Source organism: Nostoc sp. TCL240-02, assembly GCF_013343235.1.
Classification (GTDB): Bacteria; Cyanobacteriota; Cyanobacteriia; order Cyanobacteriales; family Nostocaceae; genus Nostoc.
On record NZ_CP040094.1, the window covers coordinates 5,106,704 to 5,126,992 of the forward strand.

19 protein-coding genes and 1 CRISPR repeat array are annotated in these 20,289 nt (G+C 40.0%); of the genes, 9 read left to right on the forward strand and 10 right to left on the reverse strand.

Going from position 1 to position 20,289, the window contains the following annotated elements; translation table 11 throughout:
* Positions 1-46: 46 nt before the first annotated feature.
* The 5 genes from FBB35_RS21600 to rsgA all read left to right on the forward strand — a co-directional run bounded on the left by FBB35_RS21600 (position 47) and on the right by rsgA (position 5,680).
* Entirely contained in the window at positions 47-712 is a 666-nt protein-coding gene (locus tag FBB35_RS21600) for a pentapeptide repeat-containing protein (RefSeq protein WP_174711330.1), read from the forward strand.
* Between the two features lie 819 nt (positions 713-1,531).
* A complete protein-coding gene (locus FBB35_RS21605; protein WP_174711331.1) occupies positions 1,532-2,137 on the forward strand; it encodes a DUF4360 domain-containing protein in 606 nt (201 codons plus the stop codon).
* 582 nt (positions 2,138-2,719) lie between these two features.
* The gene (locus tag FBB35_RS21610) at positions 2,720-3,577 is read left to right on the forward strand and encodes a DUF72 domain-containing protein (RefSeq protein WP_174711332.1); all 858 of its coding nucleotides are present in this window, start codon (positions 2,720-2,722) and stop codon (positions 3,575-3,577) included.
* 285 nt (positions 3,578-3,862) lie between these two features.
* Complete coding sequence (locus tag FBB35_RS21615; protein ID WP_174711333.1) at positions 3,863-4,303, forward strand: hypothetical protein; 441 nt, start codon at positions 3,863-3,865, stop codon at positions 4,301-4,303.
* A gap of 315 nt (positions 4,304-4,618) precedes the next feature.
* Positions 4,619-5,680: a ribosome small subunit-dependent GTPase A gene (rsgA, locus tag FBB35_RS21620; RefSeq protein WP_174711334.1), complete on the forward strand. Its 1,062-nt coding sequence runs from the start codon at positions 4,619-4,621 to the stop codon at positions 5,678-5,680.
* Between the two features lie 214 nt (positions 5,681-5,894).
* Positions 5,895-7,027: direct repeats of the CRISPR family, unit length 37 nt; unit sequence GTTTCAATCCCTAATAGGGATTTTGATAAATTGCAAT.
* Between the two features lie 345 nt (positions 7,028-7,372).
* Here the strand turns inward: rsgA and FBB35_RS21625 are convergent.
* From FBB35_RS21625 to FBB35_RS21640, 5 genes are all read right to left on the reverse strand, one after another.
* The gene (locus FBB35_RS21625; RefSeq protein WP_114080697.1) at positions 7,373-7,696 is read right to left on the reverse strand and encodes a hypothetical protein; all 324 of its coding nucleotides are present in this window, start codon (positions 7,694-7,696) and stop codon (positions 7,373-7,375) included.
* Positions 7,697-7,988: 292 nt separating this feature from the next.
* Positions 7,989-8,168 (reverse strand): chlorophyll a/b-binding protein, encoded by a 180-nt coding sequence (locus FBB35_RS21630; protein WP_174711335.1) that lies wholly within the window; start codon positions 8,166-8,168, stop codon positions 7,989-7,991.
* Positions 8,169-8,296: 128 nt separating this feature from the next.
* Positions 8,297-9,571, reverse strand: coding sequence for a CHAT domain-containing protein (locus FBB35_RS34955; protein WP_254625655.1), 1,275 nt, complete (start codon positions 9,569-9,571; stop codon positions 8,297-8,299).
* Between the two features lie 63 nt (positions 9,572-9,634).
* Positions 9,635-10,942, reverse strand: coding sequence for a tetratricopeptide repeat protein (locus tag FBB35_RS34960; protein ID WP_254625656.1), 1,308 nt, complete (start codon positions 10,940-10,942; stop codon positions 9,635-9,637).
* 423 nt (positions 10,943-11,365) lie between these two features.
* Entirely contained in the window at positions 11,366-11,668 is a 303-nt protein-coding gene (locus FBB35_RS21640; RefSeq protein ID WP_174711336.1) for an acylphosphatase, read from the reverse strand.
* 349 nt (positions 11,669-12,017) lie between these two features.
* Between FBB35_RS21640 and FBB35_RS21645 the strand changes: the two genes are divergently transcribed.
* The 4 genes from FBB35_RS21645 to FBB35_RS21660 all read left to right on the forward strand — a co-directional run bounded on the left by FBB35_RS21645 (position 12,018) and on the right by FBB35_RS21660 (position 17,522).
* Entirely contained in the window at positions 12,018-12,395 is a 378-nt protein-coding gene (locus FBB35_RS21645) for a DUF1823 family protein (protein WP_174711337.1), read from the forward strand.
* 320 nt (positions 12,396-12,715) lie between these two features.
* A complete protein-coding gene (locus tag FBB35_RS21650; RefSeq protein ID WP_174711338.1) occupies positions 12,716-14,374 on the forward strand; it encodes an alpha-amylase family glycosyl hydrolase in 1,659 nt (552 codons plus the stop codon).
* A 200-nt stretch (positions 14,375-14,574) separates the two neighbouring features.
* Complete coding sequence (locus FBB35_RS21655; protein WP_174711339.1) at positions 14,575-15,630, forward strand: 3-deoxy-7-phosphoheptulonate synthase; 1,056 nt, start codon at positions 14,575-14,577, stop codon at positions 15,628-15,630.
* 833 nt (positions 15,631-16,463) lie between these two features.
* Positions 16,464-17,522, forward strand: a complete 1,059-nt coding sequence (locus FBB35_RS21660) for a hypothetical protein (protein ID WP_174711340.1) — start codon at positions 16,464-16,466, stop codon at positions 17,520-17,522.
* A 5-nt stretch (positions 17,523-17,527) separates the two neighbouring features.
* Here the strand turns inward: FBB35_RS21660 and FBB35_RS21665 are convergent, their stop codons facing one another.
* From FBB35_RS21665 to FBB35_RS21685, 5 genes are read right to left on the reverse strand one after another with little or no spacing between them, the layout of a single operon-like run.
* Positions 17,528-18,253 (reverse strand): J domain-containing protein, encoded by a 726-nt coding sequence (locus tag FBB35_RS21665; RefSeq protein WP_174711341.1) that lies wholly within the window; start codon positions 18,251-18,253, stop codon positions 17,528-17,530.
* A gap of 58 nt (positions 18,254-18,311) precedes the next feature.
* Entirely contained in the window at positions 18,312-18,644 is a 333-nt protein-coding gene (locus tag FBB35_RS34965) for a CRISPR-associated protein Csx3 (RefSeq protein WP_254625657.1), read from the reverse strand.
* A gap of 49 nt (positions 18,645-18,693) precedes the next feature.
* Positions 18,694-19,236 carry an HAD-IIIA family hydrolase gene (locus FBB35_RS21675; protein WP_174711342.1) on the reverse strand — a complete coding sequence of 181 codons (543 nt, stop codon included), beginning with the start codon at positions 19,234-19,236 and terminating at the stop codon, positions 18,694-18,696.
* Entirely contained in the window at positions 19,233-20,039 is an 807-nt protein-coding gene (locus FBB35_RS21680) for a Rad52/Rad22 family DNA repair protein (RefSeq protein ID WP_174711343.1), read from the reverse strand. The genes FBB35_RS21675 and FBB35_RS21680 overlap by 4 nt, the downstream gene beginning before the upstream one ends.
* A gap of 33 nt (positions 20,040-20,072) precedes the next feature.
* Positions 20,073-20,288 carry a hypothetical protein gene (locus tag FBB35_RS21685; protein WP_174711344.1) on the reverse strand — a complete coding sequence of 72 codons (216 nt, stop codon included), beginning with the start codon at positions 20,286-20,288 and terminating at the stop codon, positions 20,073-20,075.
* Position 20,289: the final 1 nt, after the last annotated feature.

The window sequence follows — 20,289 nt, forward strand, 5'->3', positions numbered from 1 at the left end:
TGGCTCCATCACTCATAATTAAGTTGATTGTCCACCAAAATATCGTATGAGCGATCTGGAGCGGTACTATAGAATTTTGGAATTAGAGCCTGGGGCAACACTTGAAGAAGTGAACCAGGCTTACAAAGATTTAGTCTTTGTTTGGCATCCCGATCGCATTCCCAAAGAAAATCTCCGTTTACAGCAGAAAGCACAAGACAAGCTGAAAGCCATAAATGAAGCTCGTGAAAAATTGCGCTCTTTAAAAACCAAACATCAAACCATATCTAATTCACCTTCACCTTCACCTTCACCGTCATATCAACAGCAAACATCACCTCAAAAAACCCAGCCACCACCGAAGCAAAACTCAGACTTGAGTGGTAAAGACTATAGTCGGGCAAATTTGAGCAACAAAGATTTATCTGGCAGAAATCTGAGTTATGCCAACTTGAGTGGCGCTAATCTCAGCGATACTTTTATGCACAAAGTCAACCTCAGAGGGGCGAATTTATCTGAAGCAAATTTATTTCGAGCAAACCTCCTTTTAGCGGATCTCAGGGAGGCGAATTTACGTGGTGCTAATTTGATTGGTGCGGATCTCAGTGGAACTGACTTACGAGGAGCCGACTTAACAGGAGCGCGGATTCGTTCTGGTGAGCGCCTTTTGGTTAAATTAATTGGCGCTAACTTAGCTGGGGCAATTATGCCTGATGGGGCAATTTATCAATAACCGAGGTTGCACTACGACACAGAGTCAGGTAGCACAGGTGTGCTACCCAAGTTTTTTTGAGTATAAAAGACCAAAACACTTGTAGAGACGGCGATTTATCGCGTCTCAAAAATCCAAGCCTATTAGTATAAGTACTTAAGTTTACACGCATAAGTAATACTGTGCCCTTGGCTTGTGGTTAAATCATTAATTGCGATCGCCTAGTTAATTTTACGGGAACACAATATAAAATCTTTAGTCATTAAGCAAGTACAGATTAAATATCAAGGGCTTAACTAAGAAGTTAGAAATCAAACATTAGAATTAATTAGAGAAAAAATATCGCTAATTGTAGACTGCTAAATATTTTATTTAGTGAGGTAAAGTGTTGATTTTTATTCAACAGTCATACATTAATTACGTATTTACTCTAAATCAAGATACTGAATTTAATTTAGATACTTCTATAAGTAATTCAGTTTAATTCTAGTTACCTAAATTTCAATATGCAGATGTAGCTTCGGTAAGTTAAACAGCTAACTTTTCGATAGTCTTGAGATGTCTATTATGGCTTTAACAGTCTATATTTCGGCTTCTTTGAGCAGATTGTCTAGTTTGCAAATTTATACTTGCCCTATTAATGCGTTGATTATTTAACCGGAAATAAGTTTGCTTTAGATTCTTTATATATCAAGAATCTATCAGCTTGTCATAAGTTATACATGGGCTTTACCTCCCATTTAAATATGGTTGATACTGATTTTTTAACGATCAGTTTTCCGGAATCAGCCGCAACAAATTTGGAGCTAACACTATCCAAATACTCAAAACAGGTGAGTTATGAATAATCAAAATTACAAGACAACATCTATCAACTTTATCAAATCTTTTCTAGCTGCGGCTACACTGATAACAGCTTCCGTCGGCCCTGCTTTTGCTAACGACAAAGTGGAAATTGTCGGTGCAGAATATGGTGGTAATGGCTGCCCTGAAGGATCTGCTAGTGTAAGTGTCAGTCCCGATGGTCAAGAGCTAAGTATTCTATTTGATAAGTTTATAGCTGTAGGGAATAAAGCAGAAGAAAGACGCAAAAGCTGTAACTTAAGTATTCCGATTAAAGTTCCCCAAGGCTTTCAAATTTCCCTCTACGATGCTGATTATCGGGGCTATGTTGCTCCTAGCACAATTGGCAGACTAAGAGCAGAGTACTTTTTTGCTGGTCAGCGTGGCCCTGTTTTTTCTCGGACATTTAACGGCGAAAGTGATTACAACGTTCGCGATCAGTTAGTGACTGTAGCTGATGTTTGGTCACGCTGTGGCGACAGTGTAAATATGCGGGTAAATGCTGCGATGACCGCCAGTGGTCAAGGTATGGCAACTGTTGACTCTTTTGACCTTGCCCACCGAGGGTTGGTTTATCACGTCAAATATCGCCAGTGTCGTTAAGTCTTTTCAAAGCCGGGAGCAACAAACTTTTAGCTTGAAAAAAATCTAAGGCTTTGTTGGTTTGAGCAACACAGAACCTAACATCGATACAGATTGTTAGGTTTTCTTACATCAACCCAACAAAGCCCTTTTTTGCACTTAAAGCTTACTACTTTTGACTGTCTTAAGTAGGTAAGTGCGAATATTTATAACTATGTTCAGAACTTTAAATTTTAGGGTGCGTTACGCTCTACTAACGCACCTTGAATTATGGCTGATTTTTCACGTTACGTGGAAAAGTCCACCAAAAAACTAACCCCCTTCCCAATACTTCTCGGTTAAGGGGAAAAGGAGAAGGGGGAAGGGGAAAGAAAAAACCTTTAACCCAAATCCAGTACCCTTTACCCAAAATCCGATTCCGAATTAAAAATGCTTAACCGAGAAGTATTGACCCCCTTCCCGCGTCGGTAAGGGGAAAATTCAAAGTCTCTCTCCTTTTAGGAGAGAGATTTAGAGAGAGATTTTCCAGATGCCGTGAAGAGTCATGAATTTACAACCAACCTGTAAAATTAAATATGATATACATCAAGGCTTTTAGGCATTGTGAACTTTTTTATTGGTTGTGCTGTTTGGGCATATAAAGGTTGGGTTGGCGAACTTTACCCCCAAGGTACTCGCACCGCCGATTTTCTCCATCTCTACAGTCGTCGCTTCACCACTGTAGAAGGTAACACCACCTTTTATGCCGTGCCTAACCAACAAACAGTAACCCGTTGGGCTGCCGAAACACCAGCAGGTTTTGAATTTTGTCTAAAATTACCGCGAGATATTACCCATCAAGGGTTGCTACAACCTTATATTCCGGCGGCTTTAAAATTTCTGGAAGGGATGCGTCCTTTAGGTAAACGTCTTGGGCCAATATTTGCCCAGTTACCACCTAGTTATGCACCTGCATTACTTGAAGATTTGACTAGCTTTCTGGAAGCTTGGCCGCGCACAGATGCACCCCTAGCCCTGGAAGTTCGTCATCCCGACTGGTTCAGAGAACCCCATGCTAGTAATTTGACAGCGCTTTTGCAAAAGCTAGGTGTAGGACGGGTACTTTTAGACTCGCGCCCCATTTACACTGGAGATGATGACTCCCAGTTACAATCAGAACGACGTAAACCCAAATTACCGTTGCAATTGAGTGTGACAGCACCTTTTACTCTGATTCGGTTTATTTCCCATCCAAATTTATTAGTGAATCAGCCGTTTATGGAAGAGTGGGTAAGGCAGATTCAGCAATGGTTACAGGCGGGAGTGCGAATCTATTTCTTTATTCATTGTCCAATAGAAGCGCGATCGCCTAACATAGCGCGTCACTTCCAACAGCTATTAGAACAGAGTGATACACCAGTTCCACCCTTACCTTGGAATAACCTTGAGCATCCCCCCAATCAACTGAGTTTATGGTCTTGAAAGGCAAGGCACAAGGATCAAAGGAAATAGTCCCAGAGAATGAAATTTATAACTTTTATAATATATCTAATGTTTAGTGATAAAAAAAGAGCGATAATTAGTGTTTCAGTACTTTTCTGTTAATGCTTGATATTTCTTTCGTCTTGACAAAAATGGCTATTACCGTTTTTGCTAAATGGTAACGAGGGTTTAAGTGATACATAAATATATCTAAAAAGAAAGTATTGATTTTTAGTATGTAATTTAAGCATTTTTTTGAAAGCAGTTACACCAAAGGAGGTTAAGATGAGTCGTCTTCTTTATGAAAGTTCAGTCTCATACAAAGGATATCTCATCATTCCATTAGTTTTTGGTAAAGTTGATAATTACGATATTTATTCTTATAAATTACTATCTGACATTGGTAACAGAAGTCAATTTCATAAAGCCGAGAACCCAGCAGGAATCTATGGAAGTGGCGTTAGTAACATCATTGACATTGCAAAAGAACATATCGATCAAAATTCAGATTTTGTTAACCAGAGAGACTATTTTAAGTCTCGCTACATTTACCGTAACCATTTGATTATTATCTTCCAAGAAGGAGATAAATGCTTTTATGACCATTATCCACCAGAGTTATTGAATAATATCGCAGCTCCAAAATTATTCAAATCCGAATACGAATGTCTGAGTTGGATTAAGCAAGGGCTTGATGGACGACATGTGCGTCAAAGAACTAATTGAACGAATTAGAAGTGCCCCCTCCACAAGATTGGATAATTTAAACGAAATTTCGGGAATAGGCTAATGTAGTAATGTAGATTATTTACTGTAGTACATAAGGAGGACGAACTATGACTGAGTTGCTAGCAGTCCGGGTTAATTTGACCATCCCAACCCAACGGACACAAGGCGCAGAGATTCTTGTTCAGTCCTCTTTCCTACAGGAATGACAACTAGAATTCACAGACATTATTGTGCTGGGGGCTTCCCTGCATAGAAATGTCCTCCTCTGTGGAACCTTGTGCAAAACAAGTAGCACACATCGAGGAAACATCAATGAATTTGGATTATTTAGGCTGGAGTGACTTTTTTGCTCGCAGCTTTGAACCCTATCGCTTACAAGGATTTAGTGTTGCTAGGGTTGCCATTGAATACAGAAATACGTACACCCTTTATAGTGAAGAGGGAGAACTTTCAGCAGAAGTTGCAGGTAAATTGCGACATCGGGCTTCCCAACCACAAGATTTTCCAGCAGTGGGAGATTGGGTTGTTATTAGTCTAAGAGAATCTGAAAGACGAGCCACCATCAACGAGATTTTACCCAGGAAAAGCAAATTCTCCCGCAAGACAGTGGGTAGTAAAACAGAAGAACAAATTGTTGCAGCTAATATTGATACAGTTTTCTTAGTCTCAGGGCTAGATGGCGATTTTAACCCTAGAAGAGTTGAACGTTATTTAATTCTGGCTTGGGAAAGTGGTGCAAATCCAGTAGTGGTGTTAAACAAAGCAGATTTGTGCAACTCTCTAGAAGAGTACTTAGCACAAGTAGAAGCAGTTGCTTTGGGTGTACCAATTGTAGTTTTAAGTGCCACCAATCATCAAGGATTAGATGGCTTAAAACCTTACCTGCAACCAGGACAAACAGTTGCTTTGTTGGGGTCTTCTGGTGTTGGTAAATCCACCATCACTAACCAACTACAAGGCACATCTGTGCAAATGGTACAACCAGTACGGCGAGGTGATGACCGAGGTAGACACACAACAACTCATCGTGAATTAATTTTGCTCTCTACTGGTGGATTAATTATTGATACGCCAGGAATGCGTGAAATCCAAATTTGGGCAGGTGACGAAGGTTTGCAAGAAACTTTTACAGATATAGAAACCTTGGCGCAAAAATGCCATTTTCGCAATTGTCAGCATAATAACGAACCCGGTTGTGGAGTGCAGCAGGCTTTGGCTGAAGGAGAACTTGATTATTCCAGGTTTCTCAGCTACCAAAAGTTGCAAAAAGAACTCGATTACCTTACACGCAAACAAGACCAGAGGATGCAACTAGCCGAGAAAGAACGCTGGAAAAAGATTCATAAAGCCATGCGAAATCATCACAAGCGCTAATTGCACAGGTATCAACTTCAGCTAAAACTCCTTTAAAACCTCGTTTTCAGCCTCTAGCTGGAAACGAGACACAAGAGACAATCTTTAAAAGCTTATTAGCTTTTACCTTAATTGAATCTACTTTCATGACAAAATTTTGAAGTGAAAAATAATAAAACAGGAGTCAGAATACAGAATGGGCTTCGCCTGGGGCTTGTTTTGTGTTGGGTGGTTTGTTTCAATCCCTAATAGGGATTTTGATAAATTGCAATCAAATCATTTTAAAAGTCTAGGTTTGATTAACTAATCAGTTTCAATCCCTAATAGGGATTTTGATAAATTGCAATCTTTAACACAAGCGTAGTTGTTAGCGAGTGGGAAGGTTTCAATCCCTAATAGGGATTTTGATAAATTGCAATCTTTCTGAGGTTAGCGCAATCGCGTGCTGTCTGTTACTTTTGTTTCAATCCCTAATAGGGATTTTGATAAATTGCAATTTTTGGCACAGTTGGTACATTGCGTGATTGATAATAAAGTTTCAATCCCTAATAGGGATTTTGATAAATTGCAATATGGAACAAAGCGCAAAACCGCAAAGTTGATTGTTGTTTCAATCCCTAATAGGGATTTTGATAAATTGCAATTCCTTGGTTGGAATGCACCACGGTTGCACACTGCAAATGTTTCAATCCCTAATAGGGATTTTGATAAATTGCAATCCGTTGTCCTCGTACACCACTCCAACAAACTAGGAGTTTCAATCCCTAATAGGGATTTTGATAAATTGCAATAGAAGGGTTAGGCAGCTAAAACTTCAGTCTCCTCGTTTCAATCCCTAATAGGGATTTTGATAAATTGCAATCTCAAGATAGCTACCGAAACAAATTAGCAGCCGTTTCAATCCCTAATAGGGATTTTGATAAATTGCAATGCGTAGAAGCGTATTTCCACAGTCACAAAGCAATGTTTCAATCCCTAATAGGGATTTTGATAAATTGCAATTCTAAATAACGAAACCAGCAACCTTCCCAATTGCAAGTTTCAATCCCTAATAGGGATTTTGATAAATTGCAATTTGATTCGTCAATTTCCCACTTGTACCTAAGAGAAGTTTCAATCCCTAATAGGGATTTTGATAAATTGCAATCATACCCCCCCTTATTCTGGAAGTGTTACTTTCTACTGTTTCAATCCCTAATAGGGATTTTGATAAATTGCAATTTTGCGCTATTCCGTTTATCAGCGATGTTACGAAGTTAGTTTCAATCCCTAATAGGGATTTTGATAAATTGCAATCACCTCGTGACAATCCACATTGTTACTCTGGCTGGGTTTCAATCCCTAATAGGGATTTTGATAAATTGCAATCGCTGGCTTCTGAAAGCTTTGCCCTATTTGGTTTTCAAGGTTCGGTTGCGCGAATGCTGAAATGATAACACGATGAATTGTGATTTGGCTAGAGGCAAATGGCTGAAAACTAATCTCCATAAGGTGCGCGGATGGTTTGAAGTGCCATCGCTCGCCAGTTCTTGCATATAGCACAGTTCAGCCATTTTTCTAGTTACCCCTTCCCCAACACCTACCCATCCGCGCATTTAGCAAAAAAAACTAATCTGATTGGAAAGCTGCTTACTTGTAAACACTCTACTCGATTAGTTAGAGTGATGCCGGCGTGGGCTACACCTACAGAATACCAGCAGCCCATAATTGATTTTATTTGCCAACGTCTTCAAAGTCTGTTATTGCACAAGCAAACTCCCTAAAAGCTGTTTTAATCAAAACCTCTTTTGTTCCCCTTTCCAGCGAAGAATTACGTATCATGTCTGTTAATTCTATGAACAGTAGAGAAAACATAAAACGATCTTGCCGATCAACTTGTTTCAAGCAAGACGATATAAACTGATAAAGCTCTGTTTTTCTCGGTTTGGTTTGTTCTTCCCATATTTGTAACCCAAGCCGGAAGGTTCTTAAACGGATCTCGTTGCTATTGAAGGACGCGTCTTTGTAGCGGACAGATACGCGTTGGGGTATTTCCATGAGTTTTAGCTATACATATTCAATGTAAAGTAGTTATTCACTTATATTTTGGCTTAACCGGAAAAATCTGGTATTTTGCACCAATCCCAACAGCCGCCATACATGAGCAACGAATGATGTGCGTGAAATTTAGACGGTTAGCAGGGGGTTATAACTGTGCATTGATGTCAACTTCAAGTCAAAGCCAGTAAGCAGTTGCAGCCCATCCAGGTATAACCTGGAAATGAGGTTTTACAAGGGTTTTGGTCTCAGTAAACACTAATGACAGCCGTGTACCCCTACTACGATCAATTTAGAGGATGCCCCAGAAATGGAGTAACCCTTGACCAGAAAAAGCTTCAATCAAAATCGCAGATAAAAAACCAATCATTGCTAAACGACCGTTCCAATTTTCACTCTGAGGGGTGAAACCAAAACGCACAGCATTAGGATCTTCTGAAACAGTAGGCGCAGGATTCTTAAAACCTGTCATAGGTAAAACTCCAAAGTTTAAGTGTTGTAGCAGTTGTAACTCTCTGTAAAGTAATGTAACAGATGTTTAAGAAAATGCAATATTGAGTTAATAAAGAAAACCTAAAGAAAAATCTGCTCGATATTCTTTCATTTCCATTCGCCTTGTAGAGTGAAAGCAGCCCAGTAATAGGGTGCGGCATATTTTTGAGTGCGCCATATTTCTATTTGTGCTGTCCGCAATGCTGCTGCTGGCTTTAATCCTTTTTGCAGCATATTTTTGTAAAATACTTTCATGAGTTCGGATGTTGCCTGGTCATCCACACTCCACAGGCTGACTACGACTCGCGGACTGCCTGCATACATAAACCCTCTGGTTAATCCTACTAATCCTTCTCCTTTAACTTCTTCTCCCAGTCCGGTTTTACAGGCGCTGAGTACTACTAGTTCTGCTTGCAGGTTGAGGTTGAAGATATCGTGCAACCGCAAAAAGCCATTTTGTGGCATTCCCTTGTCGTCAAATAGCGATAAGACGACTCCTGATAATTCTGGATGCTTGCTGTTGAGAATGCCATGAGTAGCGAAATGGATGATGCGATATTGACTCAAATTTTCGCTGCTGGCAGTGGTACGACTTGCGGTAAAATCAAAAGCTTGCTTGCGATCGCTAATTGGTACAAGAGAAAGAATTTGCTCGGCTTCTTGGCGTGTAAAGCGCAGACGCTCAAAGTTAATGTCTGATTCTTTGGCGGATCTTGTTAAAGCAAGGTTTTCTACATTGCTTTCTGGCACAGATGAGCCGGATAATTGTATTTTACCTCGGAGACGTTCATCATCACGATTAAAAATCGGATCTGCCAACACAATTAACGTCTTAGGAGCAGATTTACGTTCTTTGTGTTCGCTTCTGAGGATAGCTAATGTAGACGCTGAGGGTAGAGTAATGATTTCGTGGTTGAGTAGTAATGGTTCATAATTGATACTGCTACCCGTTGTGAGGGTAGAAAATGGCACATACTGCAAAGCGCCATCACTAACAATCATCAAGCGTTTCTTTTGTAGTTGCTGGGCGACTGGTGCAAGTATTTGTTGAGATAAAACATTTATAGATGGGCTACACTTCAGATATGGGGTAGTGATTTCTTGACGGAATTTCTGGACTGTAGCTTCAATATCTGCACGCTTGGGTAGTTCGTAACTAATGATACTCTTATTAGTAACTGCCCAAAGATAACTGCGCTTTTCTCCCAAAGAATATTCTAAAAGCAGAGTTTTATCATCAAGTATTTGTTGCTGAATTTGCACCAGTGACAGAGGCTGAGGTTGAGTCAGTGCCGCATAACGCGGACTGGTAGCACGGATTTTTACCTGGACTTGTTTATACTGTTCTAGAAGTACCTCAGTTTCTTGTTCTAAAGCTTGCACCTGCGATTCAGTATAGTTACCACCTAAGATTTGTATCCGATGTTTTTCTAAAACATCGAGTTCTTACTGCAAGTTACGTTCTTGAGAGAGTAACTTTGGTTCCACACCTTGGCGAATATTAGCGTTAGCTTCTGCAAGCAGTTCCAAAAGACTGCGGGCGCGGGCGCGTTCGCTGGTTTGCAGTGCCAAAGCATCATATCCTGCTGATGGTCTTTGTTTATGTAACTGCATCAGCAAATCGATGTAAAATTCATAATAATTCTGCACTGTGGCAAAATAAGAAGTGCGGAGTTCCTGAGAGTCAATTTTGGTGCGAAGGTTTTCCACAATTTTGATGACTGTCTCTATCTGAGTCAGGGCGGCTTGAAGATTACTTGAGTCGTATTGAACAGAAGCTATGTTGTAGAGTGTCCGAGCTTCCCTTGCCTTGTTTCCCATCTGTTGGTATAGAGGTAGAGATTGGTTGTAATAATTTAGTGCCTTTTGGTGTTCTCCTAAATTTGAGTAAGCTTTGCCAATATTGTTTAGAGCAGTTGCTATCCCTCCTTTATCTCCTGCTTTTCGGTATAAAACCAGGGCTTGGCTAAAATATGAGAGTGCTTTTTGCTGTTGTGCTAACTCTAAATAAACTGTACCAATATTGCTCAGAGCGGTTGGTATTCCTTCTTTCTCTGCATCTTTTGCCTGTTGGTATAAAACTAATGCTTGGCTAAAGTATGAGAGTGCCTTTTGATTCTCTGCTAAATCTAAGTAGACTTTGCCTATGTTGTTCAGGGTAGTGGCTATCCCTGCGTTGTTTCCCAACTGTCGCTTGATAAACAGAGATTGGTTGTAGTAATCGAGTGCCTTTTGCTTTTCTCCCAGAAAATGGTAGACGGAGCCTATATTATTGAGACTAATAGCTTCGCCATTTTTATCTCCTACTTGTCGCCTTAAAGATAGGGATTGGTTGTAGTAATCCAGCGCCTTTTGCTTTTCTGCTAACTCTGAGTAGATTTTGCCAATATTATTCAGGGTAGTACCTTCGCTTTGTTTGTCCCCTGCTTGTTGAGATAGAGGTAGAGATTGCTTGTAATAATCCAGTGCCTTGTGCTTTTCTCCTAAATTTGAGTAGACTTTACCAATATAAACAAGGGTGCCAGCTTCTAACGAGTATATGTTTTGCTTACCGGGGTGATCGCTCATTTGACGATATAGTGAAAGTGCTTGCTCAAATTTTGCGATCGCTTTTAACAAAGATTCTGCTGTTCCTTGCTCATATAGTTGCTTCCCCTGCTGATATGCAAGTTCCGCAGCAGCCAGAATTGCATCTAGCGAATTTGTCTGCGTTATCTGTGCAACATTTACCGGATGCTGCCTAGCAATTGCCATATTTGATTTTGAAAATAACAAAATGCTGGTAAAAATAACAAAGGGCAGAAATTGCCATTGTCTTGAGTCACATATCTTAAATTGAGTCATATACATCTGCGGTTTTTATAGCTTATTAGATTTAGAATTCCCAAAATCAAGCAAAAAACCGTAGATTAACTAATTGTATGTAATAAGCTTATGCACAGCGTTCTGGCAGCGATTCTCCAAAGAAAAAGCTACCTCAACGCACAATTTAATATCCTATATACAGCAGATTTTCTATAAGTTAAGCCAAGAATCAGGAGACACAATAAAAGATATTCTAATATCATGTCCGGTTAATTAGTTATGATTCTCACATCTATGCAAAAACCGGAAAACCCCCTTCCCCCTTCTCTGCCTTCTTCACGATAAGTCTTGAAGCGGACATGATATAACTCCCTACTCAACCCGCTTAACTTCAAATCCCCGCAACCCTTCCGGTACTTCATATTCAACCACAACATCTTTAACGACAGCAGCAGGTGGCCCAGAGTGACACCAGCGAACCATGTCATCTACAACCTGTCGCGCCCCTTCAAAAACTGCCTCTACTCGATTATCAGGAAGATTCCGCACCCAACCGGTTAATCCCAACTGTCTAGCTGTATCCACAGTGGAATAGCGATAGCCCACTCCTTGGACTCGGCCAGAAATGAATACATGGGCGCGAATGATCTTTGGCGGTGCTGTAGAATTCTGCATAAACTGGTCTAATCTTTACGATTCCCAGTCTACCTAGTTTGTGTATACACAATCTGTTTTTGACTCCAATTGACGAACTTAATCTGGGTCATCGTCATGCCTGAAGGTGCGATCGCAATTATCCCTATCTTTGGGAGTGTAGTAAAGTAATGATAAAGTGTTTTTCACTAAGTAAGTTGGCACAATAAAATCAAACTATGTAAAGAAAAAGGAACTAGCTAAAACCCTTATACCTATACCTATTGCCTTATCTCAACGACAATTATGTACGCTCACTTACTTACTCTATTAATAGTTATAAATTAAATTAATTAGTAGTCCTTTTTCAACCTGGAATTTTTAATTGCTTATGTCTAATCTGCCACCACTCAATACAGCAACAATTTGGGCAATTCTTGACGATAAAATTGATGATGCCACAGTCAACCAGTTGCTATGGCATTATTTAGGCTATCGCTATGATTCCTCAACTGCACAATGGGACATTAGCCAAGTTGAACCAGAATGGCAAGAGGATTACCCACAACCACCAAATTTCATAGAATCTCGCCCTGCAACAGTGAAGTTAACTCGTTCCATTCCTGCTGAAAATAAACAAATGTTAAAAGAAAAGCTGGGTTTCAAAGGCTACAAAATTGGTGAATTTGGGCCACGGCAAACTCGCAGAGCAACGGTAGCTAATTGGTTTTTAAGTTATCTACAACAAACTAACAGCAAAATTGAATAATCTGACACAGCAGATATTTAGACGAAAACATATTATTTTTACTGAATATCTGCTATTTAAAAAAATAAAAAGTCATTAACTTATTTATATAAATTTTGTAAGTTGATTAATAGCATTTTAGCCTTAGTAGTTTTATCGTTAAAAATTAAATGCGATAAACAGTCAAAAAACGCCAAAAAATAGTAATTTTTACAAAATACTTATAAATTCATACTCAAGAGAGAAGCGCTGGTTAAATAATTATTTCTCTAGACCGATTTGTAAATTCAATTAAGCATCAGAGAATACATCTACCAACCCTTGATATTACAAAAACTTCTATGGCAAAGCCAATTGAATTTAATTTATTTGCACCATATAATAAAGGAGCCGCCTTAATTGGTTCTTTTTCTGATTGGCAAGAAATACCAATGGGAAAAAGTGATGATGGCTATTTTCTTACAAGTGTTGAACTAGAAGACGGTGTTCATAAATATAAATTTCGCATCCAGTCAAATTCATGGTTTTTTGAACCAGAACAATGGGTTGATGTTACAGACCCTTATGCAACTGATATAGATGAACTGAGTGGAAAAGATGATAGTGTTATCCATGTAAAAGATGGCGAAAGGATTACTGATACTTATGTCTGGCAACACGATGATAAACCTTTACCTGCTGACCACGAATTAGTAATTTATGAATTACACGTTGGTGACTTTTCTGGTGGCGAGGATGATCCTTATGCACGAGGTAAATACAAACACGTAATTGAAAAGTTAGATTATTTGGGTGAACTAGGAATCAATGCTATTGAGTTGATGCCACTTAAAGAATATCCTGGTGATTATAGTTGGGGTTATAATCCTCGCCACTTCTTTGCAACAGAATCAAGCTATGGTTCTACTGCTGAGTTAAAAAAATTGGTTGATGAGTGTCATGCCAGAGGAATTCGTGTAATTCTTGACGGTATTTATAACCACTCAGAAGCATCTGCTCCTTTAACACAAATTGACCACGATTATTGGTATCATCACGAACCTCGTGACCCTGATAATAACTGGGGGCCTGAGTTCAATTATGAACATTATGACGAAAAATTAGATATTAAGCCAGCCTGGAAATTTATTGGTGAAGCAATCCGTTTTTGGATATCAGAATATCATCTTGATGGTATTCGCTATGATGCAGCACGGCAAATTGCTAATTACGACTTCATGCACTGGATTGTTCAGGAAGCCAAAAAAACTGCTGGTGCAAAGCCTTTTTACAACGTTGCAGAACACATTCCTGAAACTACCAGCATTACCAATGTAGATGGGCCAATGGATGGTTGCTGGCATGATAGTTTCTATCACTGCATTCTAGAACATATCTGCGGTGATACATTTGATTTAGAGCGTCTCAAAGATGTCATTGATTGCAAACGCCAAGGCTTCTTGGGTGCTACGAATGTAGTAAATTACCTCACCAACCATGACCATAACCACATTATGGTTGAATTGGGAAACCGTGAGATTTTTGACGAAGAAGCCTTTAGGCGGGCTAAATTAGGAGTAGCCATCTTAATGACTGCTGTTGGCATACCTTTAATTTGGATGGGAGAGGAATTTGGTGAGTACAAACCCAAACAACCTGAATCATCAAAAATTGATTGGACACTGTTAGGTAACGATCTCAATCGTAGTTTATTTGAATCATACAAAGGCTTAACCAACCTGCGTAAAAGTAATCACGCTCTCTACACAGAAAATATTGACTTTATCCACGAAAATCCAGAGGCAAAAGTATTAGCTTATACTCGTTGGAATGATGAAGGTTCTCGTGTAGTCGTAATCGCAAATTTCTCAGAAAACTTCCTAGCTGGCTATCATGTTCCTAACTTTCCTAGTGCTGGTACATGGCATGAGTGGACAGGCAATTATGATGTCGAATCTGGTGATGATGGCATCATAACTGACTTGGGCCCATACGAAGCTAAAGTGTTCGTATGGCAGTAATTATATACACTAACACTGAGTCAGTAATCCAATAGCAAAAAGAAAGGGGGAAAATATTCTCCCTTTTCTAAGTTATTACTTTACTCGAATACAGTGTAATTAGAAATTTGTCAAGCAAGAAATAAGCTATTTTAAAATTTCATGGGTTTGTGTTACACTTTTGAGTTGAAGTGCGTATATAAAATTGCCAAAGCATCCCCATGCACAACAAATTATTTAATACTAATATCGACAACGCTAACATTGAGAACGATCGCATTTTATTAACTCCCAATGAAATAAAATCAAAATTACCTTTAACACAATTAGCCGAGCAAAGAGTTTTAGCATACAGACAGGAAATAGAAGATATTCTGGATTTTCAGGATCGAAGAAAGTTTATAGTAGTTGGCCCATGCTCAATCCACGACCCAAAAGCAGCGCTTGAATATTCTGAAAGGTTGAAAGCGTTGTCTGAGCAAGTTAAGGATAAACTGCTACTAATAATGCGTGTATACTTTGAAAAGCCGAGAACAACCGTCGGTTGGAAAGGATTAATTAACGATCCAGATATGGATGATTCTTTCCATGTAGAGAATGGTTTATTAATTGCACGCGATCTGTTATTGAAAATTACAGAATTGGGATTACCTGCGGGTACAGAAGCACTAGATCCAATCATACCTCAATATATTAGTGAACTGATTACATGGTCTGCTATTGGCGCACGCACGACCGAATCACAAACTCACCGTGAAATGGCAAGTGGACTTTCGATGCCTGTGGGTTTTAAAAACGGTACTGATGGCAATATTCAAGTAGCTTTGAATGCCCTACAATCAGCCAGAAACCCGCATAATTTTCTGGGAATTAATCAAAACGGACAAGTCAGCGTCTTTCAAACTAAAGGGAATGGCTATGGTCACGTAATTTTAAGAGGTGGTAGTCAACCCAACTTTGATGCAGCAAATGTAAAATCGGTAGAAGATAAATTAAAACAGGCGAATTTACCACCAAGAATTGTTATCGATTGTAGCCACGGAAATACTAATAAAGATTACAAATTACAAGGTGCTGTTTTAGAAAATATTATTCAGCAAATAGTAGATGGCAATACATCAATAGTTGGCATGATGCTTGAATCACATTTGTATGAAGGTAGTCAACCAATTACTGGTAAAGAAGAATTAAAATATGGAGTTTCTGTAACTGATAAATGTATTAGTTGGGAAGAAACCGAAAAAATCATTTTGGCTGCTTACGAAAAACTTAAGTAAATACCATAATTGTGATTTTCAGAGGCTTTGAGTCTTAATCACCAACGCTTGTAGTGGTTGTCACTAAATAGCGTGTAAAATTTTACACGCTATTTAGTATTTATTCAGAAACGACTATGAACATAATAACTTTTTTGCCTTCCTCGTTTTTCCTATAGATGCTGTTTCATGTCTATTGGTATTGTGATATGAGTCTACTATTATTTGCTCTAAGAATAAATCTCGGTTTTCCAGCCAGGTATAACCCAATACGGTTCAGTAAAGAAAAATAGTAGGTTGCGTTGAGGAATAGCGAAACCCAACAAATAGTTCATAATGTTGGGTTTTGTACCTCAACCCAAGCTACACCACTTTTGGTTTTTACCCTTAACTAAACCGTATTTAGGTATAATCTGGCTTATCTAATCTTTTAGAACTCAAAAATATTGTTAACTGCTTCACCTACTATTATCTGAAAACTACTTGTAGATAAAATCATCTTTCAGACTATTGATAGACTCTCATCTCAGTATAAAGATAGAAACAATACTTTTAGCCAATCAGGTAATATCAATTTTAATCCTAATAATTGCTGTGTTTCTTAAAATTTTATTTAAGTGATGTTACACAACAAATCTAGGTAGCGGTAAATATTACCCCGTTTCTCCTGCGGGGTTTTTCTGTGGGGGTAAATGTGCCAAATACTCCAGTTACGAGATTTTCCCGCGATTTACCACATTATGAATACCTCAAAATATCCTAAAATACCCTAAACCACAGCCAATAATTAGGGCATATTTAGGGCAATGCGTTACTCTTTAGAGGAGATAAATAAGCGGCTTAAAGTAAGCAGAATGGGGGTATCTCTCCGACAAAGGGGAGATACCCTAAGTCTTAGGGCAACACTACCGCCACGACCAGGTAGTGAGAAAACCCAGCCTTATCAACAAGATTTAGCATTGAAAATGTACGCTAATCCTGCTGGCATGAAAGCAGCAGAGGATAAGGCCATAGAATTAGCGGCTGATATTATTAAATGGAAATCTGGACAAAATTTTCCCTGGAATAATTGGATTGAAGGAAAGCCCAAGCTAGGATTTACTTGTCAGTCTTGGATAGATAATTTTAAAGCAGAATTTTTAGAGCGGCAGGAAAAATTTTCACCGAGAACATGGAAGCGGCACTATCAACCAATGTTTAATCGGCTTCCGTCAACAGCTGAATTAACAGGTGATTTGCTATTGCGGACGGTGCTATCTTTGCCGAACGACACCTGGACTAGATTGCGTGCTGCTTCTATCTACCAGCAGCTAGCATTTCACGCTGGGCTAGAGATAGATTTACGCCCATACAAGGGCAAATACGATCACACCGACACTATTAAAAACTTGCCATCTGATGAATTGATAGCAAGTGTGCGAGATAAAATTACATCCCCTCGATGGCAGTGGGTTTATGGGATGTTATCGTCCTATGGTTTGAGGCCCCATGAAGTATTTTTTGCCACAGTTGAACCCAAAGCACCTTACAAATGTCATGTAGCAGAAGGCAAAACAGGGGCTAGAACCGTGCAGCCCTTCTATCCTCAGTGGGTAGAGCGGTGGAAGCTGTGGGAGGCTAAAAAGCCTAAAACCAAACAAACAGAATATGGAGATTTAGGCAAAGCAGTTTATCTGGCAATGCGACGACATTTCTTAGAGATAAACGAGGCAGATTTCACTCCCTACGACTTACGCCACTGCTACGCAATTCGAATTAGCGTAGTTTTTGAATTGCCAGTAACGACATCGGCGAAGCTGATGGGGCACTCGGTGACGGAACACCTTAAAACTTACCAGCGCCATATTGATGAGAAAACTAATTCAAGGGCCGTGGAAAGAGCGATCGCCCGGTTTGATGGTGTCGCACCATAGCCCATTTATTTCCCATACTCTAGCTTGGCTTGCTCAAATGCCTGATTAATTGCTTTCATTTTTTCTTCATTAGGAAAAATGCCACCATCTGGATGATGAACTCTGGCAGCACCATAATAGGCGGATCGAACCGTAGCAAAGTCTGATTCATGTGGAACGCCTAAAATTTCTCGCCAGCCAAGAGAAGCGGTTGCCTTCGCGTGAGGACGTGATTTGGTTTCAGTATGCGGCTGTTGTTGTGATTTAGAATCTTGCGACTTTCTCTTTTTCGAGTTTGATGAACTAGGTTTCTTCGATTTTGATTTTGGTTGCCCTGACTCCCTTAAAACATAATTCTCAATTGCGTGCTTCGCAAGAACTGGCAGGACGGAGGACACTTGACAATTAACTATTGCGCGCAAAGCTGAAATATATTCCCCAATAGCACGCAGATTGTTTTTAACTTTATCCCAAGCATCGCAGCAAACGACATAGCTTTGCCCTTTACTACGGAAATAAACCGCTATGCCTGGGTCGATGGGTTCCTTGAAACTGGCTAGAGGTTTCCCATCCTTACGAAGCGGTATGTTGGATGAGATAACGACATCATCCGCACTAGATAGCCGCAACTCATCCAATAAATCATCTCGCGCCTTAGCAAAGCCGACGCGGTAACTTGCTGAGGTGCGTTTATCGCCAGGTGTGCGCTTTTGGGATGGCGGCCATGCTAAGGGATAGGCGGTAATCAGCATATTCAGTACTAAAGCCGGGGCTTAAACCCCGGCGAACAAACTTTTTTAAATCACTCACCTAAACAATTATCGGTTCGTCGCTCAATACCATGCCTAGCTTATATTCTGAATCATGAGTAATGCTGACCACATAGCCAGATAACTTGGGATCGAAAATAGCTACAGCCCCATACAGATGCGCCACTTTGTGAGCAATATGGTAAGCGATTGATATTGACTGAGCGCCATTAATTTTGAGCAAGCGCCCTCGCATTGACTCCTCTTCTATCAGACGAGGAAGGTTCTCGCCAACATATTTAACTAATTCTGCATTGGTAGCAGCAACTTCGGGTAAAAATCCAACTTCTAGGCGCTGGCAGTTTTTATCGTGAATTAATTCAAGTTTATACATTGTTTATTCTCCAATTTTTTCAGGTTCAAAATATTAACTTTTACCAACTTCATAAATTTGCAGCCCCGCTTTCCCACCAATCAGATGCCCACAAGAAATTTACATTGGCAGCCTCAGCAGCACCTTTATCTTCATCGCGATCGCCTACAAACAAAATCTGATGCTCTGGGTTTTTAGATCCCAGCCCATTTTCAATGGCCGCATTGAGCATCCCCGCTCCTGGCTTGCGGAAACTACCTTGATAATTTGCGGCCCATCCCAGATGGATTGGAGTACTTATTTCCTCCGGATCAAGAGTACAGAACCAACAAAACTGTCCTTCGTAGTCTGGGCAAAAATAGATGCACCATATTTCAGGACACAGTCTAAGAGTTTGATATTGTTCTTGAATTGCATCTTCCAATTGCTTATGACCTGCCGCTACACCTCCTTGATTGGTCGCCCCAACTATTAAAAAGCCTTGGCTTTTGTAGTGAGCGATCGCCCTTGCAGATCCAGGAATGATTTCTTGGTCGTCAGGAGTTGAGATAAATTTTGCCCCGGACTTAGGGCGACGAACTGTATTATCCAAATCTAAAATTAATAATTTCATACAGCAGTTTCCTTGGGAGATTTTAGGTATTCTAAAAATTCACTGAGTTGTTTGTCACTCAGACGTTGTCTTGATCGCACACCATTAAACAACTCAGATAACACATTTTTTGCTTGCTCAATCGAAATATTTTTACGCTTCAGTACCGATTCAATTTCAGCATTGAGTAGATTGCGATCTAGTGAGGAAGGTGTCAGAATAACTGATTTTTTAGGTGGCTCAAAAATATCAGATGGGGATTTTTTTGGACTACGTGCGAATGTGTCCACGGGGATACTCCCCGGTGGCGCATTTCGCAGTTGTGCAGTTTTCACTTGAATTTTGTACTGCTCGGATAATCGCCGAACCTCACCACACGCCCCATCATCAAGCTCACTCATTCGCTCCCAAAGGTAACGAATGGTGAAAACTTGATCGTCTAAATATCGACCAACTCCCCACGCCTCGGCCGTGTTTTTCAAAGCTTCGGCGGCAAGTCTATCAGCTGCGCTACCCCGACTCATTTCTTTACCACCACTACTAGTGATTGAAATAGGGACGCTAGCGATCGCCTCTTTCCTTACCCCCAATATCGTGATGCCACATCGGCAAATGGCATCATTGCCCAAATATTGAATTTCTGAATAATCAGATATCCATTCTGGGGTAACTTCATCCAATCGTTCGCGGATGGTTTGCCACTTCAAAAAAACCCACTTTTTACCACCTGGCAACTCTCTAAATTCGTGGAGAGATGCCGGAAATGGCTTTTTAAGTTCGGATTGAATCCGACGTAATTCGTTTCTAATTTCTGGGGTAATCATAAATTGAATAGGGGCATAGTGTGCCCCAGTAAACTACTGATATCGAGTACCACTGCCCAGGCAGGGATCGCAATCTGGATGCCCGTTATCTGGCGGAATATATCCGCCATCATCCTTGGCTGCAACGGTACGAAAAAGACAATCGCTTCTATAATCTCTACAACCTCCTCTGTAGGGTTCTTGCCCATGAGCTAAACATACAATCGCTACTATGTATCCAATAATTCCAAAACGTGCTATATATTCCATG

Excerpts from the sequence above, each read along its gene's own strand:
- FBB35_RS21600 (WP_174711330.1), top strand. The coding sequence starts at position 47 with ATGAGCGATCTGGAGCGGTACTATAGAATTTTGGAATTAGAGCCTGGG.
- FBB35_RS21605 (WP_174711331.1), top strand. The coding sequence starts at position 1,532 with ATGAATAATCAAAATTACAAGACAACATCTATCAACTTTATCAAATCT.
- FBB35_RS21615 (WP_174711333.1), top strand. The coding sequence starts at position 3,863 with ATGAGTCGTCTTCTTTATGAAAGTTCAGTCTCATACAAAGGATATCTC.
- rsgA (WP_174711334.1), top strand. The coding sequence starts at position 4,619 with ATGAATTTGGATTATTTAGGCTGGAGTGACTTTTTTGCTCGCAGCTTT.
- FBB35_RS21625 (WP_114080697.1), bottom strand. The coding sequence starts at position 7,696 with ATGGAAATACCCCAACGCGTATCTGTCCGCTACAAAGACGCGTCCTTC.
- FBB35_RS21630 (WP_174711335.1), bottom strand. The coding sequence starts at position 8,168 with ATGACAGGTTTTAAGAATCCTGCGCCTACTGTTTCAGAAGATCCTAAT.
- FBB35_RS34960 (WP_254625656.1), bottom strand. The coding sequence starts at position 10,942 with ATGGCAATTGCTAGGCAGCATCCGGTAAATGTTGCACAGATAACGCAG.
- FBB35_RS21640 (WP_174711336.1), bottom strand. The coding sequence starts at position 11,668 with ATGCAGAATTCTACAGCACCGCCAAAGATCATTCGCGCCCATGTATTC.
- FBB35_RS21645 (WP_174711337.1), top strand. The coding sequence starts at position 12,018 with ATGTCTAATCTGCCACCACTCAATACAGCAACAATTTGGGCAATTCTT.
- FBB35_RS21650 (WP_174711338.1), top strand. The coding sequence starts at position 12,716 with ATGGCAAAGCCAATTGAATTTAATTTATTTGCACCATATAATAAAGGA.
- FBB35_RS21655 (WP_174711339.1), top strand. The coding sequence starts at position 14,575 with ATGCACAACAAATTATTTAATACTAATATCGACAACGCTAACATTGAG.
- FBB35_RS21660 (WP_174711340.1), top strand. The coding sequence starts at position 16,464 with ATGGGGGTATCTCTCCGACAAAGGGGAGATACCCTAAGTCTTAGGGCA.
- FBB35_RS21665 (WP_174711341.1), bottom strand. The coding sequence starts at position 18,253 with ATGCTGATTACCGCCTATCCCTTAGCATGGCCGCCATCCCAAAAGCGC.
- FBB35_RS34965 (WP_254625657.1), bottom strand. The coding sequence starts at position 18,644 with ATGTATAAACTTGAATTAATTCACGATAAAAACTGCCAGCGCCTAGAA.
- FBB35_RS21675 (WP_174711342.1), bottom strand. The coding sequence starts at position 19,236 with ATGAAATTATTAATTTTAGATTTGGATAATACAGTTCGTCGCCCTAAG.
- FBB35_RS21680 (WP_174711343.1), bottom strand. The coding sequence starts at position 20,039 with ATGATTACCCCAGAAATTAGAAACGAATTACGTCGGATTCAATCCGAA.
- FBB35_RS21685 (WP_174711344.1), bottom strand. The coding sequence starts at position 20,288 with ATGGAATATATAGCACGTTTTGGAATTATTGGATACATAGTAGCGATT.